Raw genomic sequence first — 16,487 nt, forward strand, 5'->3', positions numbered from 1 at the left:
CTTACTCCTGGCCTTCCAGGTAGCGCTGGGCATCCAGTGCTGCCATGCAACCCGTGCCGGCGCTGGTGATGGCCTGGCGGTAGATGTGGTCTTGCACGTCGCCGGCGGCAAACACGCCTGGCGCACTGGTGGCGGTGGCCATGCCTTCCAGACCCGTCTTGGTCTTGATGTAGCCGTTGTGCATTTCCAGCTGGCCGTCGAAGATGCCCGTGTTCGGCTTGTGGCCGATGGCGATGAAGACGCCGTGCACGGACAAGGCTTCGACCTTGCCGTCGATGGTGGACTTGATGTTCAGGCCCGTCACGCCGCTGTCGTTGCCCGTCACTTCTTCCAGGGTGTGGTTGTATTTCAACACGATCTTGCCTTCGGCAACCTTGGCGTTCAGGCGATCGATCAAAATCGCTTCGGCGCGGAACTTGTCGCGGCGGTGGATCAGGGTGACTTTATCGGCGATGTTCGACAGGTACAGCGCTTCTTCGACGGCCGTATTGCCGCCGCCGACGACGGCCACTTCCTGATTGCGGTAGAAGAAACCATCGCAGGTGGCGCAGGCGGACACGCCCTTGCCCATGAACGCGGCTTCCGATGGCAGGCCCAGGTATTGCGCGGACGCGCCCGTGGCGATGATCAGGGTGTCGCACGTGTATTCGTGGCTGTCGCCCTTCAGGCGGATCGGCTTTTCGTTGAGGAAGGTGGTGTGGATATGGTCAAACACGATTTCCGTATTGAAACGCTCGGCGTGCTGCAGCAAACGCTGCATCAGGTCCGGGCCTTGCACGCCCATCGGGTCGCCGGGCCAGTTTTCCACGTCGGTGGTGGTCATCAGCTGGCCGCCTTGTTCCACGCCGGTCACCAGCATCGGGTTCAGGTTGGCGCGGGCCGCGTAGACGGCAGCGCTGTAGCCGGCGGGGCCGGAACCGAGAATCAAGACGCGGGCGTGTTTGGTAGTAGTCATGGGAGCTTCTCTATGAGTAGGGTCTATCCGAATTGGGGGCGTACGCGCGAAGAACAAGGGCGTATTGCGCTTGCGCAAGCAATCCCGGATTATAGACCAAGGCGCCTGTGGCGACGAATCGTGGGGCCCTGGTTGGCATATATGGCTTAGAATACATCCTTATATGGGAAATTCCCTTTCAGAAACATTTATCACCGTGCAGCGCTTCCCAGAATGACTAAACCAGCCCAGGCCAATCAAAATAGCTACACCCGTAAACCGGTCGAACGCCGGCCGCTGCCGAACCGGCTGGTGCGGCTGCTGTCCGAGGCGCGCTGGTTCGCGCTGGCCGCGTTTGCCCTGTACTTCGTGCTGATACTGGCCAGCTTCAACAAGCTCGACCCGGGCTGGTCGCACGCCACCTCCGTCGACAAGGTAGCCAACCTGGGCGGCAAGCTGGGCGCGACCCTGTCGGATTTATTGCTGTATATCTTCGGTTTTTCCGCCTGGTGGTGGTGCGTCTGGCTGCTGCGCACGGTATGGAATGGCTATCGCCGCCTGAGTAAGCGCTTCCTGCTGGAACAGGAAGACGTGGAGCGCGAGCATCATGTCGAGATGCTGATACGTATCGTCGGCTTCTCCATCATGCTGATCGGCAGCATGGGCCTGGAATACCTGCGCATGGCGAAAAGCCTGCACGTGCAGCTGCCGCGCGAGCCGGGCGGCGTGCTGGGCCAACTGGTGGGGCACTCGGCCCACGTGGCCTTTGGCTTTACGGGCGCCACGCTGTTGCTGTTGCTGCTGTTCGCGCTGGGCTTTTCCCTGTTCTTCCACGTTTCATGGCTGCAAGTGGCCGAACGCATCGGCGGCACCATCGAGGACGCATTCAACTGGTTCGTGCTGCGCTACCAGGACCGCGAAGACCGCCGCCAGGGTGAAGTGGCAGCCGTGCGCCGCGACGAAGTGGTGGTCACCGAGCGCGCCAAGCATGTGGAAAAGCATGTGGCTGCGCCGCCGATGAAGATCGAGCCGCAAGTGGTGACTGTGGTCAAATCGGAGCGTGTGGAAAAGGAGCGCCAGGCGTATCTGTTCGAAGGACTGGGCGATGGCAAGCTGCCGCCTTTGTCACTGCTCGATGAAGCGCCGCCCGTGGTGGAAACGGTGTCCGTGGAAACGCTGGAATTCACCAGCCGCCTGATTGAAAAGAAATTGTCGGACTTTGGCGTCGATGCCAAGGTAGTGGCCGCTTACCCCGGCCCCGTGGTGACGCGCTATGAAATCGAGCCGGCCACGGGCGTCAAGGGCAGCCAGATCGTGGGCCTGGCGCGCGACTTGGCCCGTTCGCTGTCGCTGACATCGATCCGTGTCGTGGAAACCATTCCTGGCAAGAATTACATGGCGCTGGAATTGCCTAACAGCAAGCGCCAGATCGTGCGCCTGACGGAAATCCTCGGCTCGAAAGTCTACAACGATGGCGTCTCCAGCCTGACGATTGCGCTGGGCAAGGATATCGCCGGCAAGCCTGTCGTGGCCGACCTGGCCAAGATGCCCCACTTGCTGGTGGCCGGCACCACCGGCTCGGGTAAATCCGTGGGCATCAATGCCACCATCTTGTCGCTGCTGTACAAATCCGATCCGCTCGACGTGCGCCTGATCCTGATCGATCCGAAGATGCTGGAAATGTCCGTCTACGAAGGCATCCCGCACTTGCTGGCGCCCGTGGTGACGGACATGCGCCAGGCGGGCCACGCGCTGAACTGGGCCGTCAACGAGATGGAGCGCCGCTACAAGCTGATGAGCAAAATGGGCGTGCGTAACCTGGCTGGCTATAACGCGAAGATTGCCGACGCGAAAAAGCGCGAAGAACACATCCCGAACCCGTTCAGCCTGACGCCCGATTCGCCGGAGCCTTTGGAAAAATTGCCGACCATCGTCATCATCATCGACGAATTGGCCGATTTGATGATGGTCGTGGGCAAGAAAGTCGAAGAATTGATCGCGCGTATTGCGCAAAAGGCCCGCGCCGCCGGTTTGCACTTGATTCTGGCCACACAGCGCCCATCTGTAGACGTGATCACGGGGTTGATCAAGGCGAATATCCCGACGCGTATCGCCTTCCAGGTATCGTCGAAGATCGATTCGCGCACCATTCTCGACCAGATGGGCGCGGAAGCCTTGCTGGGCATGGGCGACATGCTGTATATGCCGCCCGGCACCGGCTTGCCGATGCGCGTGCACGGTGCGTTTGTTTCCGATGAGGAAGTCCATCGCGTCGTCAACCACTTGAAGCTGCAGGGCGAACCGAATTACGTCGAGGGCATCCTCGAAGGCGGCACGCTGGAAGGCGACGGCGCCGAAGGCGGCGCGCCGGGCGAGGGCGGCGGCGAGGCCGATGCCCTGTACGACCAGGCGGTGGGGGTGGTGCTGAAAAACCGCCGCGCTTCTATTTCGCTGGTGCAGCGTCATTTGCGCATCGGCTACAACCGCGCCGCCCGTCTGCTCGAGCAGATGGAGCAGAGCGGTGTCGTATCAACCATGCAATCGAACGGCAACCGGGAAATCCTGGTGCCGGCGGCAAGTGCTGAACAAGGGTAAAAGATGAAGAATCATGCAATGAAAAAAATCGTGGTAGTTGTTGCCGGCATGGCTTGCAGCCTGCTGTTTGCAGCCAGTGCCTCGGCCAGCGCGCTGGAGCAGTTCAAGAGCTTTGCTGCCGGCACCAAGTCGGCCAAGGGCGAGTTCGTGCAGCGCCAAATGAAAAAGGCAGATGCCAGCGGCAAGGCAAAAGTGTCGACCCCGGCCAGCGGCACGTTCGAGTTCGCCCGTCCGGGCAAGTTCATCTGGACCTATCTGAAACCGTACGAGCAACTGCTGCAAGCCGATGGTGAGCAACTGTATATCTATGACAAGGACTTGAGCCAGGTGACGGTCAAGAAGCTGGGCGACGCGCTCGGTTCCTCGCCGGCGGCCATCTTGTTTGGCAGCAACGACCTGGAAAAGAACTTCACCCTGGCCGAAGCGGGCACGCGCGATGGCCTGGAATGGCTGAAAGCCACGCCGAAAGCCAAGGACACGACGTTCGATGAAATCAGCATCGGCCTGCGCAATGGCGTACCCGAAGCGATGGAATTGCGCGATTCCTTCGGCCAGACGTCGATCCTGTCGTTCAAGAATTTCCAGAAAAATCCGGCCTTGTCAAACAATCATTTTAAATTTGTCATGCCCAAAGGCGCCGACGTGATTAATAACTGATTGATGACGTCTTGTTTTTGACTGGCCTCGCACCGTGCGAGGCCTTTGCATTCTTACCCGGTAAATATCATGGCGGATCTCTTTTCCACCGCACCGCGCCAGCCGCTGGCCGAAGCCTTGCGCCCGACAACCTTGAATGAAGTGATTGGCCAGACGCATTTGCTGGGCGTCGGCAAGCCGCTGCGCCTGGCCTTCGAGGCGGGCAAGGCCCATTCGATGATACTGTGGGGCCCGCCCGGCGTGGGTAAAACCACCTTGGCGCGTTTGATGGCGAACGCCTTTGACAGCGAATTCATCGCCCTGTCGGCCGTGTTTGCGGGCGTAAAAGATATCCGCGCGGCCATGGACCAGGCCCGTCACAGCCTGGACCAGTTCGGCAAGCACACTTTATTGTTTGTCGACGAAATCCACAGGTTCAACAAGTCGCAACAGGACGCCTTGCTGCCGTTTGTCGAATCTGGCCTGGTGACGTTCATCGGTGCCACCACGGAAAACCCCAGTTTTGAAGTCAATTCGGCCTTGTTGTCGCGCGCGCAAGTGTATGTGTTGAAATCGCTCGACGAAGACGAGATGAAGCTGTTGCTGGCCAAGGCGCAGTCCACGGCGCTGACGCACCTGACGTTTGACGAGGCTGCCGCCGACACCCTGATCGGCTATGCGGATGGCGACGCGCGGCGTTTCCTCAATTTGCTGGAGCAGGCCGAGACGGCCGCCAGCTCGACCGGCACGACGACCATCGACGCGGCCTTTGTCGACAATGCGCTGACCTTGAATTCGCGCCGCTTCGACAAGGGCGGCGATAATTTCTACGACCAGATCTCGGCCTTGCACAAGTCCGTGCGCGGCTCGAACCCGGACGCGGCCCTGTACTGGTTTTGCCGCATGATCGACGGCGGCGCCGACCCCCGTTATTTGTCGCGGCGCATCGTGCGCATGGCTTGGGAAGACATCGGCCTGGCCGACCCGCGCGCCTTGACCATGGTCAATGATGCGGCGCAAACGTATGAACGCCTGGGGTCGCCCGAAGGCGAGCTGGCGCTGGGCCAGGCCGTGATCTACCTGGCGATTGCCGCGAAAAGCAATGCCGGCTACAACGCCTTCAACACGGCCATGGCGTTTGTGAAGAAGGATAAATCCAAGGAAGTGCCCGTGCACTTGCGCAATGCGCCGACGAAATTGATGAAGGAACTCGGTTACGGCCACGCCTACCGCTACGCGCACGACGAACCGGACGCCTACGCGGCTGGCGAGACGTATTTCCCGGACGGCATGGCCGAACCGGGCTGGTACCAGCCCGTGCCGCGCGGCCTGGAAAGCAAGATCGCCGATAAATTGGCCTGGCTGCGCGAGCTGGACCGCAAAGCGGGCAAGGGCTGAGGCCGCAATAGCGTCACTTCACGCTTCAGTGCTCCTTTTTCACCGTTCGCTCCCTGTTTTTCGCCGCTGGTCGCAAGCCGGTGGCGTTGTTTGTGTCCGTTGGCTAAAGTACCACCATACCAGCAGCACTCAACGAAACAAACCAACCAGGAGCCACATCATGAACGCACTGAAAAACATGGAAATCGCCTTTGTCGCCGCCGCCGTCATCGCCATCGGCACCAGCTTCGCCACTGCCGGCGCCAACACGGTGGAAGTGAGCGCCACCTCCACCGTGATCGCCCAGGCCGCCGACGTGAAAATGCCTGTCGTCACCGTCAGCGCCCGCCGCCTCACCGCCGCCGAAAAAGCCGCTTTTATCTAAGCAGCCGGCCAAGCAGCAGATGTAAAGCGGGCGCGAGTGCCCAGCCTCTGGCGCCATGACGATGGCTTGCCGTGTGCAAAACTCAGAATGAAGTGAACGGGTCTTGGTACAATGTGTGCTTCCTTACATCAGCACCGCCACGCACCCCATGATAGATATCCAATTACTCCGTAAAGACATCGCTACTGTTGCCGCCCGCCTGGCGACGCGCAAATTCCAGCTCGACGTGGCAGGTTTTACCGCCCTCGAAGCCGAACGCAAGGCGATCCAGACGCGCACCGAGGAACTGCAGGGCAAGCGCAACGCGCTGTCCAAGCAAATCGGCATGCTCAAAGGCAAGGGGGAAGATACCTCGGCCGTGATGGCGCAAGTGGCCGGCCTGGGCGATGAATTGAAAGCCGATGAAGCGGCCCTGACCGTGGTGCAAGCCAAGTTGAGCGACTTCATCATGGCTGTGCCGAATCTGCCGCACGAATCGGCGCCCGTAGGCACGGACGAGTCGGGCAACGTGGAAGTGCGCAAGGTCGGCACGCCACGCACGTTTGATTTCGAGGTCAAGGATCACGTCGACGTGGGCGCCCCGCTGGGCCTCGATTTCGAAGTGGCCACCAAGCTGACCGGCTCGCGCTTCTCCGTCATGAAGGGCGGCATCGCCCGCTTGCACCGCGCACTGGCGCAGTTCATGCTCAACACGCACGTTGACGAGCACGGCTACATGGAATGCTATACCCCCTACATGGTCAACGCCGACTCGCTGCGCGGCACGGGCCAGTTGCCGAAATTCGAAGCCGACCTGTTCTCGGTGAAAAAAGGCGGCGTGGAAGGCGAGGGCGAGACCTTCTACCTGATTCCCACGTCGGAAGTGTCGCTGACCAATATCGCCCGCGATGAAATCCTTGCGCTCGATCAATTGCCGTTGAAAATGACGGCCCACACGCCATGCTTCCGTTCGGAAGCGGGCAGCTACGGGCGCGACACGCGCGGCATGATCCGCCAGCATCAGTTCGACAAGGTGGAAATGGTGCAAGTGGTGCACCCGGACACCTCGTATGAAGTGCTGGAAGAGATGGTCGGCCACGCCGAAGCCATTCTGCAACGCCTGGGCCTGCCATACCGCGTGATGTCGCTGTGCACGGGCGACATGGGCTTTACGGCCAGCAAGACCTTTGACCTGGAAGTGTGGCTGCCGGCGCAAAACACCTACCGCGAAATTTCCTCGCTGTCGAACACGGAAGCCTTCCAGGCCCGCCGCATGCAGGCGCGCTTCCGCAACGCCGCCGGCAAGCCGGAACTGGCGCACACCCTGAACGGCTCCGGCCTGGCAGTGGGCCGCACCCTGGTCGCCGTGCTGGAAAATTACCAGCAAGCCGACGGCAGCGTCGAGATCCCTGCCGTCCTGCGTCCGTACATGGGCGGCCTGACGCATTTGAAGGCATAAAATAGTCCTTTTCTTTTTGTTGCGGGCTGCTATAATCTTGCCTTCTCGCAGCAATGCAAGAAAAGACCGCAGTAAATGGAGAGGTGGCAGAGTGGTCGAATGTACTTGACTCGAAATCAAGCGTACGTTAAATCGTACCGTGGGTTCGAATCCCACCCTCTCCGCCAGAACAAATAGAAAAAGCTCCCGCAAGGGAGCTTTTTCTATTTGTGGCGGCGGTGAGGAGTACGCCCCCTGCGGGGCGTACGGTGGGATTCGAAGACGAGCGCGTACTCGCGCGAGGCTCCCCGAATCGTCCATTCGGTTTTTGCTTTTCAAGAGCAGGATTAGCAACAAACCCCTACCCAATTGAACAATCCCCATGCTAAAATAGCGCCTCGTTCAAACCGGCACGCCAGTTTGAATGAATAGACCGCAGTAACGTAACACCTGGAGAGGTGGCAGAGTGGTCGAATGTACTTGACTCGAAATCAAGCGTACGTTAAATCGTACCGTGGGTTCGAATCCCACCCTCTCCGCCAGAACAAATAGAAAAAGCTCCCGCAAGGGAGCTTTTTTTATATCTGAAACGCGCGCGTATTACCAGCGCATCAGGCCAGGTAGAAAACCCGCCCAAAGCGCGCAGCGCAAGGCGTTTTTTCCTCCATTCAGGCAGTAACTGCCAGCATCCCCGCCAGCGCAAGTGAGCACACCACTCTCCCCACCTTGCTCTCGCTCAGCCTATGGTAATCTACCCCACCCATCTTCCTGAGCAAACATACAAGCAATGAGCCGATTCTGGAGCAACATCGTCAGTGAGCTGACCCCCTACGTCCCTGGCGAGCAGCCCAAGCTGCCCGACCTGGTCAAACTCAATACCAACGAAAACCCCTACGGCCCGTCGCCCCAAGTGCTGGCCGCACTGCGCGAAGCAAGTAACGACAGCCTGCGCCTGTATCCTGACCCGTCCGCCAGTGAACTGAAGCAAACCTTGGCCGAGTATCACGGGCTGACTAGCGATCAAGTGTTTGTCGGCAACGGTTCCGACGAAGTGCTGGCGCTGGCTTTCATGGCCTTGCTCAAGCACGACGCGCCGCTGCTGTTCCCCGACATCAGCTACAGTTTCTACCCCGTGTATTGCAAGCTGTACGGCATCGATTACCGCACCGTGCCGCTCGACGAATCCATGCGCATCCGTCCGGAAGATTACCAGGGGCCTTGCGGCGCCATCATCTTCCCCAATCCGAACGCGCCCACGGGCGTGGACTTGCCCTTGGCTGGCGTGGAAGCCATGCTGCGCGACCATCCCGACGCCGTGGTGGTGGTCGATGAAGCGTATGTGGATTTTGGCGGTGACAGCGCCGTGGCCCTGGTCAATCGCTATCCGAACTTGCTGGTGGTGCATACGTTCTCGAAATCGCGTTCGCTGGCCGGCTTGCGCGTGGGTTGCGCGCTGGGGCATCCCCAGCTGATCGAGGCACTGGAACGCGTCAAGAACAGTTTCAATTCATATCCGCTGGACCGGCTGGCGCTGGCCGGTGCCGTGGCCTCGCTGCGTGACGAAGCGTATTTCCAGCACACGCGCCAAGCCGTCATCGCCAGCCGCGAACAACTGACGGCGGACTTGACGGCGCTGGGCTTCGAGGTGCTGCCCTCGGTGGCCAATTTCGTCTTTGCCCGCCACCCGCAGCATGACGCGGCGCAACTGGCGGCCGGCTTGCGCGCCCGTTCCGTGATCGTGCGCCACTTCAACGCGCCCCGCATCAGCCAGTATCTGCGCATCAGCATCGGCAACGTGGGCGAATGCGCAGCCTTGCTGGCGGCCTTGCGCGAGATATTGTCGTAATGGCAGGTCTGGTACGGCTGCCTGGAACCGTACCAGACGCCAGTTCGCTTAGCGCTGGCTGGCCCGGCGGCGGCGCGCCATGAAGCCCAGCAAGCCCAAGCCCCCCAGCAGCATGCCGTAAGTGGCCGGTTCCGGTACGGCCGACACGGACAGGTTATTGATGGTCGGCCAGATGCCGATCTGTCCTGCCGTGCTGACGGACAAGTCGGAGAAGGCGCCCGTCGACAGGAAGCCGACAAACGATGCCTGCGTCGGCAAGGTCAGCTCGTAGGTGAGCAGTTCGCCCAGCGCATTGCGCGCTGTCAGCGTGACGTTCTGGCTGGTGGCATATCCACCGGCAAAGTCCGAGCCGAAGAAGAATCCCCCGACACCGCGTACGGCGCTGGAAAAGTTGGAGAACAACACGCTGTCGTTACGGTTGTTCGTGCTCAGCCAGTTGTCGCTGCCCGTGCCGGCACCATACAGGATGGGCGAGGTACCAACGGAGCTTACCGTGTAGGCGTAGCTGCCGGCGCTACGGTTCAGCGGGCCGTCGAGCGCATCGATTGGCAAATCGTCAAAGGTATCGACGCCGGTATTGCCGGCGGCTGCCAGATAGGCGGCCTGGTTGGTAAAGAGCGTGATGTCTGCCTGTGCGGCGCTGGCGGCGAGGAGCAGGGCGGCGGCACTGATGATTTTCAGGCGGAAGAGTGCGGTTTGCAAGATTGACTCCTTAACAGGGATGGGGGAAGGACCTGGCACTGCGCATGGAGATTCCCAATGCCAATTCAATATAGTATTTGATAGTAAAAAATGCAACATAAAGTTTCTTTATGATAATTGGCATCTTGCATAGCTGAAATGTTGACTGCCCCAGTCGCTACTGCCAGCATGTCCGTGCGGCCATATGGCAGCGCGATGCTGCCAGAGCGAGCCATTTGTGCAACAATCATCGTATTCATTCATCGACAGGACGGACAATATGGCAAAAGTGGCATTCATCGGTTTGGGCGTCATGGGTTTCCCCATGGCAGGCCATCTGGCGGCGGGCGGGCACGACGTTACCGTGTACAACCGCAACCCGGCCCGCGCGCAAGCTTGGCTGGAGCAGTACAAGGGCAGCAGCGCCGCCACGCCAGCCGCCGCAGCGGCAGGCGCCGAGTTCGTGTTTACCTGTATCGGCAACGATAATGACCTGTATCAAGTCATCCTGGAAGAGGGCGGCTTGCTGTCCGCCATGGCGCCGGGCAGCATCCTGATCGACCATACGACGGCCTCGGCCGAAGCGGCGCGCACCATCCATGCTGCGGCGAAAGAGCAGGGCGTGTTCTTCCTCGACGCGCCCGTGTCCGGCGGCCAGGCCGGCGCGGAAAACGGCAAGCTGACGGTGATGGTGGGCGGCGACGCCGAAGCGTATGCCCGCGCCGAGCCTGTCATTGCTTTATTTGCGCGCGCCGTCACTTACATGGGCGCGTCCGGCTCGGGCCAGCTGACGAAGATGGTCAACCAGATCTGCATCGCCGGCCTGGTGCAAGCCTTGAGCGAAGGCATCGCCTTTGCGCAAAACGCGGGCCTCGACGCGGCCTTGGTGGTCGACGTCATTTCCAAGGGCGCGGCGCAGTCGTGGCAGCTGGAAAACCGCGGCAAGACCATGATCGAGGGCAAGTTCGACTTTGGCTTCGCCGTCGACCTGATGCGCAAGGACCTGGGTATCTGCCTCGCCGAAGCCAAACGCAACGGCAGCGACTTGCCCGTGACGGAACTGACGGACCAGTTCTATGGCGAAGTGCAGCAGGCGGGTGGCAACCGTTATGACACGTCCAGCCTGATTACCCGTTTGACGAAAAAGTAATCCGGCTCACCTCAGCCATAGCGGCGCGTCCCTGCAAAGGGCCGCGCCGCTTGTCGTTGTGCGCCAGTATTAATCTTGAAGCGAACATTAAAAAGTCAGTTTTCGGAACATCTGGTTTCGATTTTAATCGAAAAGCGTGGACTTGGCTGCCTCATCGTGTATTATTAAAAAACGAGATGAAATGTCCCAATTTTTAAAACATTATGAGCGGACCCGCATGAAAACCAACTCATCAGCGATAACACGCGTTGTCGATAGCAACATTCCCTACCTCTCTTCCGCCGTCGCCATCTGGCGCCCCCGTGCGGTGCTGCGCAGCTGGCCCGGCGTGGCCATTGCGCTGGTGATCGCCTTGTCGGCCACCTTTATTTCCAGCAATTATGGCGGGCCGCAACTGCTGTACGCGCTGTTCTTCGGCCTGGCCTTCCACTTCCTGGCGTCCGACCCTACCTGCAAGCCCGGCATCGAGTTTTGCAGCAAGGTGCTGCTGCGCACGGGCGTGGCCCTGCTGGGGGCGCGCATCACCTTCAACCAGATCGCTTCCGTGGGCGTGACGCCGTTATTGATCGTCGTCGGCGGCCTGGTGGCGACGCTGGGTTTCGGCTACATGCTGGCCAAGTGGCTCAAGCGGCCCATCACGGAAGGCATCCTGTCGGGCGGTTCGGTGGCCATCTGCGGCGCCTCGGCTGCGCTGGCCATTTCCGCTGTGCTGCCGCAAACCAAGGAAAACGAGAAGTTCACCTTGCTGACGGTGGTGGGCGTGACGACCTTGTCGACCCTGGCCATGATCGTCTACCCGCTGTTGGTCAAGCTGCTGGGCTTTGATCCGACCGAGGCAGGCGTCTTCATCGGCGGCACGATTCATGATGTAGCGCAAGTGGTGGGCGCCGGTTATCTGGTCAGCAACCATACGGGTGACGTGGCCACGTTTGTGAAGCTGACGCGCGTAGCCTGCCTGGTGCCCGTCGTGCTGGGCCTGTCGATCATGTTCAAGCGCAGCAAGGATGGCAAGAGCGAAGTCGATGCGCCGCCGCTGGTGCCGTTCTTCCTGATCGGCTTTGTCTGGCTCGTCATCACCAACAGCCTGGGCCTGATCCCGCAGGAAGTGAATGGCTGGATCAACAATGCCTCGCGCGCCTGCCTCGTCATCGCCATTGCCGCACTGGGCGTGAAGACCTCGTTCCAGTCGCTGGCCTCGCTGGGCTGGCGCCCCGTGATCATGCTGGTGATGGAAACGGTGTGGATCGCCGTCTTCGTCGCCATCGCCATCCTGCTGACGCGTTAAGCGCAGCCGGCCATGAAAGTGATCGTCCTCGGCGCCGGCGTGGTCGGCACGGCCACGGCCTGGTATTTGCGCCAGGCGGGCCACGACGTGCGCGTGCTGGAGCGCCAGGCGGGCGCGGCGCAGGAAACCAGCTTTGGTAACGGTGGGCAGATTTCCGTCTCGCACGCCGAACCGTGGGCCAACCCGGCCACCCTGCGCAAAGTCTTGAGCTGGCTGGGCAAGGACGATGCACCGCTGCTGTTCCGCCCCCGTCTTGACCTGCTGCAATGGCAGTGGGCGCTGCATTACCTGCGCGAATGTTTCCCAGCGCGCGTGACGCGCAATATGCGCCAGATCGTCGCCATGGCCGAATACGGCCGGCAGAGCCTGCAGGCGCTGCGCCGCGAGACGGGCATTGCCTATGACCACCTCGAACGGGGCATCCTGCATTTCTATACGGAGCAGAAGGAATTTGATAAATCGCAAGCGGGCGCCGCCCTGCTGCGCGAACTGGGCTGTCCCCGCAACACCGTCAGCGCCGACGAAGTGATCCGCATCGAACCAGCGCTGGCCCACGCGCGCCGCCACATCGTAGGCGGCGACTTTACGGCCAGCGACGAATCGGGTGACGTGCATTTGTTTACCACGGCGCTGGCCGCCCGTGCGGCGGCCGCTGGTGTCGATTTCCAGTACGGCACGACGGTGACGCGCCTGTTGCTTGAGGGCGAGTGCATCACGGGCGTGGAATGCATCGACGCGCAGGGGCGCCATCGCCTGGACCATGCGGATGCCGTGGTGGTGGCCATGGGCAGCTTTTCGGCGCCGCTGATGCAGCCGCTGGGCATGCGTTTGATGTTGTATCCCGGTAAAGGCTATTCGGCTACCTACCCGATTATCGACCCTGCCAGCGCGCCGCGCGTGTCGCTGACGGACGACGGCTGCAAGCTGGTGTTTTCACGCCTGGGCCAGCGCCTGCGCGTGGCCGGCACCTGCGAGCTGAACGGCTACACGCGCGAACTCAATGCGCTGCGCTGCGCCGCCATCACGCGCCGCGTGCAGGCACTGTTTCCCCATGCCTGCGATTACAGCGCGCCCCTTTACTGGGCCGGCCTGCGCCCGCTGACGCCCTCGAACGTGCCCTACATTGGGGCCACGCGCTACCGCCAGCTCTTCCTCAACACGGGCCACGGCACCCTGGGCTGGACCATGGGCTGCGGCGCGGGCAGGGCGATTGCCGAGCTGGTGTCGGGACGGCGGCCCGAGGTCGATTTTGCGTTTTGCGGAGAAGCCCCCCCGGCAAGGGACCGCTGTAGTTCAACTTAGGAGAGCAGCACGATGAGAGACGCCACCACCCCCAGCCCCACGACTAGCGGCCTGACCCTGGCCGGCACCACCTATCAATCGCGCCTGCTGGTAGGCACGGGCAAGTACAGGGATTTCGAGGAAACGCGCCTGGCCATCGAGGAGAGCGGCGCCGAGATCGTCACCGTCACCATCCGGCGCGTGAACATCGGCCAGGAGAAGGGCGAGCCGAACCTGCTCGATTTCATTCCACCATCGACATACACGATCTTGCCCAATACGGGCGGCTGCTACAACGCGCGCGATGCCGTCTACACCTTGCAGCTGGCGCGCGAGCTGCTGGGCGGCCATCAGCTGTGCAAGCTCGAAGTGCTGGGCGATGAAAAAACATTGTTCCCGAACATGCCGGAAACCCTGAAAGCGGCCGAACAGCTGGTTAGGGATGGCTTCCAGGTGATGGTGTATTGCAGCGACGACCCCATCCAGGCGCGCCTGCTGGAAGACATCGGCTGCATCGCCGTCATGCCGCTGGCCTCCCTGATCGGCTCGGGCATGGGCATCTTGAATCCGTGGAACCTCTCCTTGATCATCGAGCAAGCCCGCGTGCCCGTGCTGGTCGATGCCGGCGTGGGCACGGCGTCGGATGCGGCCATCGCCATGGAGCTCGGCTGCGACGGCATTCTGATGAATACCGCCATCGCGGCGGCGCGCGAACCGATCCGCATGGCGCGCGCCATGAAATTGGCAGTGCAGGGCGGACGCGAGGCCTACCTGGCCGGACGCATGCCCCGGCGGACAGGCCTCATGAGCGCCTCGCCCTCGTCGCCGATGGCCGGGCGGATCGCCTGAGCCGGTTTTGTAGCACCGTTGTTGATTCTTGTTTAAAGCACCCATAAAAACCACAATATCTGGAGATGACATGAAACACACATTCGTAGCGGCAGCCGTCCTGGCCTCATTGGCCGCCTTCGCCGGCAGCGCCGGCGCCCAATCGTCCGTCACCGTGTACGGCTTGCTCGACGCGGGCCTGACGTCCGAACATGGCGGCGCCGACGGTTCCGTCACCAAGCTGGCCACCGGCGTGCAGTCGGGCAGCCGCATCGGCTTCAAGGGCACGGAAGACCTGGGCAACAATCTGAAAGCTAATTTCCTGCTGGAAAATGGTCTCGATCTCGACACGGGCGCCTACCGCCAGGGCGCCTTGTTCGGGCGCAAGGCGTATGTGGGCCTGTCCGGCGGCTTCGGTGCCGTGAATATCGGTTTGCAGCACAACCCGCTGTTTACCGCGCTGGACAATATCGACCCGTTCGAGACGGGCATGACGGGCGCCTCGATCAACCTGATGAGCGTGGCCAGCCTGCGCACGAAAAACTCCATCATGTATGAATCGCCGAAGGTGAACGGCTTGTCGGCCGCCGTCATGGTCGGCCTGGGCGAAAAGCCAGGCAGCAACACCCTGGGACGCACCATCGACTTTTCCATCGACTACGCGAATGGCCCGCTGGTGCTGACGCTGGCGCACGACAACCGCAAGGACACGCCACTGAACACGGCAAAAGTAACCTTGCTGGGCGGCACCTATGATTTCGGCCCTGCCAAGCTGCACGCCGCGTATGAAACGGACAAGGATGATGCGGGCACGGATTTCCGCGACTATATGCTGGGCGTGTCCGCACCCGCAGGGGCGGCGGGCAGCGTGATGGCGTCCTACATCAAGAAGGATGACCGCACGAACGCGCGCCGCGGCGCTCGCCAGCTGGCCATCGGCTATACGTATGCCTTATCCAAGCGCACCAACCTGTACACCTCGTACGGGCGCATCACCAACGATAGCGCGGGCAGCAACTTTGCCGGTGATGCGTCGAGCGGCGGCAGCGTGCCCTTGCCGGGGCATAACTCGAGCGCCTTTACGGCCGGCATGCGTTTGAAGTTCTAAGGCGCAAGGCTGGCGAAACCGATGGCGGGTTATCTGTTGCAGATAGCCCGCCATTTGCGTTTCAGGAATGGGACTTTGTTGGATATTTCAGATTCAGGAACGGAACAGTCCGATTTTTCATGAATTTTCATTGACATCCCATTTCTCAAGCGTTAAATTGAATGCGATATTTCAAATATCGGAACAAAATATACCGATTTTTTATAAAACCGTAAGGAGACACCACCATGAATGACATGACCGAGCAAAAAGCTGCCGCCGCAGCGGCCACCCCAGCCGTCCCAGTTGGCCCGCAAAAGATGACGCCTTCCGAGGCGTTCGTGGAAACCCTGGCCGCCAATGGCGTGACCGACATGTTCGGCATCATGGGCTCTGCCTTCATGGACCCGATGGATATCTTTGCGCCAGCCGGCATCCGTTTGATCCCCGTGGTGCACGAGCAGGGCGCCGGCCACATGGCTGACGGCTATGCCCGCGTTTCGGGCCGCCATGGCGTGGTCATCGGCCAGAATGGCCCCGGCATCAGCAATTGCGTCACGGCGATTGCCGCCGCTTACTGGGCGCATACGCCCGTCGTGATCATCACGCCGGAAACGGGCACGATGGGCATGGGCCTGGGCGGTTTCCAGGAAGCCAATCAATTGCCGATGTTCGAAGAATTTACGAAATATCAAGGCCACGTCACCCATCCGGCCCGCATGGCCGAATTCACGGGCCGCTGCTTCGACCGTGCCATGTCGGAAATGGGCCCGACGCAACTGAACATTCCACGCGATTATTTCTACGGCGAAATCAAGGCCGAGATTCCAACACCGAGCCGCCTCGACCGTGGCGCCGGCGGCGAGAGCAGCCTGAACGATGCGGCCGAACTGCTGGCCAAGGCCAAGTTCCCCGTCATCATCTCCGGCGGCGGCGTGGTCATGGGCGAAGCCATCGAAGAGTGCAAGGCCCTGGCCGAGCGCCT

The 16,487-nt window shown here is 61.0% G+C and carries 14 protein-coding genes and 2 tRNA genes; 14 read left to right on the plus strand and 2 right to left on the minus strand.

The features are described 5' to 3' along the window. Window position 1 precedes the first annotated feature (1 nt). A complete protein-coding gene (gene trxB / locus ACQ4W6_RS19325; RefSeq protein ID WP_436568792.1) occupies window positions 2–955 on the minus strand; it encodes a thioredoxin-disulfide reductase in 954 nt (317 codons plus the stop codon). A 213-nt stretch (window positions 956–1,168) separates the two neighbouring features. On the opposite strand from trxB, the gene ACQ4W6_RS19330 reads away from it, so the two are divergent. From ACQ4W6_RS19330 to hisC, 8 genes are all read left to right on the plus strand, one after another. Beyond that, entirely contained in the window at window positions 1,169–3,529 is a 2,361-nt protein-coding gene (locus ACQ4W6_RS19330; RefSeq protein WP_436568793.1) for a DNA translocase FtsK, read from the plus strand. 18 nt (window positions 3,530–3,547) lie between these two features. Beyond that, window positions 3,548–4,186 (plus strand): outer membrane lipoprotein chaperone LolA, encoded by a 639-nt coding sequence (gene lolA, locus ACQ4W6_RS19335; protein ID WP_436568794.1) that lies wholly within the window; start codon window positions 3,548–3,550, stop codon window positions 4,184–4,186. Between the two features lie 69 nt (window positions 4,187–4,255). After that, the gene (locus tag ACQ4W6_RS19340; RefSeq protein ID WP_436568795.1) at window positions 4,256–5,563 is read left to right on the plus strand and encodes a replication-associated recombination protein A; all 1,308 of its coding nucleotides are present in this window, start codon (window positions 4,256–4,258) and stop codon (window positions 5,561–5,563) included. A 160-nt stretch (window positions 5,564–5,723) separates the two neighbouring features. Beyond that, entirely contained in the window at window positions 5,724–5,927 is a 204-nt protein-coding gene (locus ACQ4W6_RS19345; protein ID WP_436568796.1) for a hypothetical protein, read from the plus strand. Between the two features lie 148 nt (window positions 5,928–6,075). Continuing rightward, the gene (gene serS / locus ACQ4W6_RS19350) at window positions 6,076–7,365 is read left to right on the plus strand and encodes a serine--tRNA ligase (protein ID WP_436568797.1); all 1,290 of its coding nucleotides are present in this window, start codon (window positions 6,076–6,078) and stop codon (window positions 7,363–7,365) included. Window positions 7,366–7,442: 77 nt separating this feature from the next. Next, window positions 7,443–7,532 (plus strand) — tRNA-Ser (locus tag ACQ4W6_RS19355). A 264-nt stretch (window positions 7,533–7,796) separates the two neighbouring features. Continuing rightward, window positions 7,797–7,886 (plus strand) — tRNA-Ser (locus ACQ4W6_RS19360). Between the two features lie 245 nt (window positions 7,887–8,131). Beyond that, window positions 8,132–9,190, plus strand: a complete 1,059-nt coding sequence (hisC, locus tag ACQ4W6_RS19365; RefSeq protein WP_436568798.1) for a histidinol-phosphate transaminase — start codon at window positions 8,132–8,134, stop codon at window positions 9,188–9,190. A 48-nt stretch (window positions 9,191–9,238) separates the two neighbouring features. Here hisC and ACQ4W6_RS19370 read toward each other — a convergent pair whose 3' ends face one another. Further along, window positions 9,239–9,892 carry a PEP-CTERM sorting domain-containing protein gene (locus ACQ4W6_RS19370; RefSeq protein ID WP_436568799.1) on the minus strand — a complete coding sequence of 218 codons (654 nt, stop codon included), beginning with the start codon at window positions 9,890–9,892 and terminating at the stop codon, window positions 9,239–9,241. Window positions 9,893–10,151: 259 nt separating this feature from the next. Between ACQ4W6_RS19370 and ACQ4W6_RS19375 the strand changes: the two genes are divergently transcribed. The 6 genes from ACQ4W6_RS19375 to ACQ4W6_RS19400 all read left to right on the plus strand — a co-directional run. Continuing rightward, complete coding sequence (locus ACQ4W6_RS19375; protein ID WP_436568800.1) at window positions 10,152–11,021, plus strand: NAD(P)-dependent oxidoreductase; 870 nt, start codon at window positions 10,152–10,154, stop codon at window positions 11,019–11,021. A gap of 217 nt (window positions 11,022–11,238) precedes the next feature. Then, window positions 11,239–12,306: a YeiH family protein gene (locus ACQ4W6_RS19380; protein WP_436568801.1), complete on the plus strand. Its 1,068-nt coding sequence runs from the start codon at window positions 11,239–11,241 to the stop codon at window positions 12,304–12,306. Between the two features lie 12 nt (window positions 12,307–12,318). After that, window positions 12,319–13,608 (plus strand): D-amino acid dehydrogenase, encoded by a 1,290-nt coding sequence (locus ACQ4W6_RS19385; RefSeq protein WP_436568802.1) that lies wholly within the window; start codon window positions 12,319–12,321, stop codon window positions 13,606–13,608. Between the two features lie 12 nt (window positions 13,609–13,620). Then, entirely contained in the window at window positions 13,621–14,436 is an 816-nt protein-coding gene (locus ACQ4W6_RS19390; RefSeq protein WP_436568803.1) for a thiazole synthase, read from the plus strand. A gap of 70 nt (window positions 14,437–14,506) precedes the next feature. Beyond that, entirely contained in the window at window positions 14,507–15,523 is a 1,017-nt protein-coding gene (locus ACQ4W6_RS19395; RefSeq protein ID WP_436568804.1) for a porin, read from the plus strand. Between the two features lie 236 nt (window positions 15,524–15,759). Next, on the plus strand, window positions 15,760–16,487 hold a 728-nt coding region (locus ACQ4W6_RS19400), incomplete at its 3' end, for a thiamine pyrophosphate-binding protein (protein ID WP_436568812.1).

The sequence above is a fragment of the Janthinobacterium woesei genome, assembly GCF_051380875.1.
GTDB lineage: Bacteria > Pseudomonadota > Gammaproteobacteria > Burkholderiales > Burkholderiaceae_D > Janthinobacterium.